Here is a 511-nt window from a genome sequence, read left to right as displayed (position 1 = left end):
GCGCATCGCTGCGCAGCAAGCGCTGATTGGCACCTTCTCCGACGACCAGGGCTGGCACGCCGCCGACGCCGAACCGCGCCATGTCGGCGCGTGCCGCGGAAATCCGCCCGCGATAGGCCGCGAGAAGTTCGTCGTCAGGTGCGCTGAGCCTTTCGGCCGCTGCCGAAAAGCCTGCATCGGCAAGGATGATTGCGACAGTGGCGAGGTCTGAATTGTTGAGACCGTCTTCGTAGCGAGCCCGCTGGATGGCTTTCAGCGCCGCGAGTTCATTGCCAGGCTCGGTCAAGCCGACGGCGACGAGCGCGAGCGTGGCGGGTGCGGAGTCGAACATCGTGCCTTCCGCGCCGAGCACCTGGCTGCGATAGGCCTCGGTGAAGGGCTGGCCGGTCAGGCGGGCGATCYGCTGGTCGTTCTGCCAGGCATAGTTCGCAAAGGCCTTGTCCATCGGCCGCGCGGATTCGCCGGCGAAAAGCCCGGTGGGGCTCAATTCCAGCGTCACATCGTCTAATGC

At 66.1% G+C, this 511-nt stretch carries 1 protein-coding gene; it reads right to left on the bottom strand.

What is annotated here, in order from left to right:
* Positions 1-499, bottom strand: a 499-nt coding sequence (locus AC1D0P_RS28305) for a DsbA family protein (RefSeq protein WP_477679771.1), incomplete at its 3' end; no start/stop codon positions are given.
* Positions 500-511: the final 12 nt, after the last annotated feature.

This window comes from Polaromonas sp. P1_G2 (genome assembly GCF_056405515.1).
This window is presented reverse-complemented; position numbering and strand designations above follow the sequence as displayed.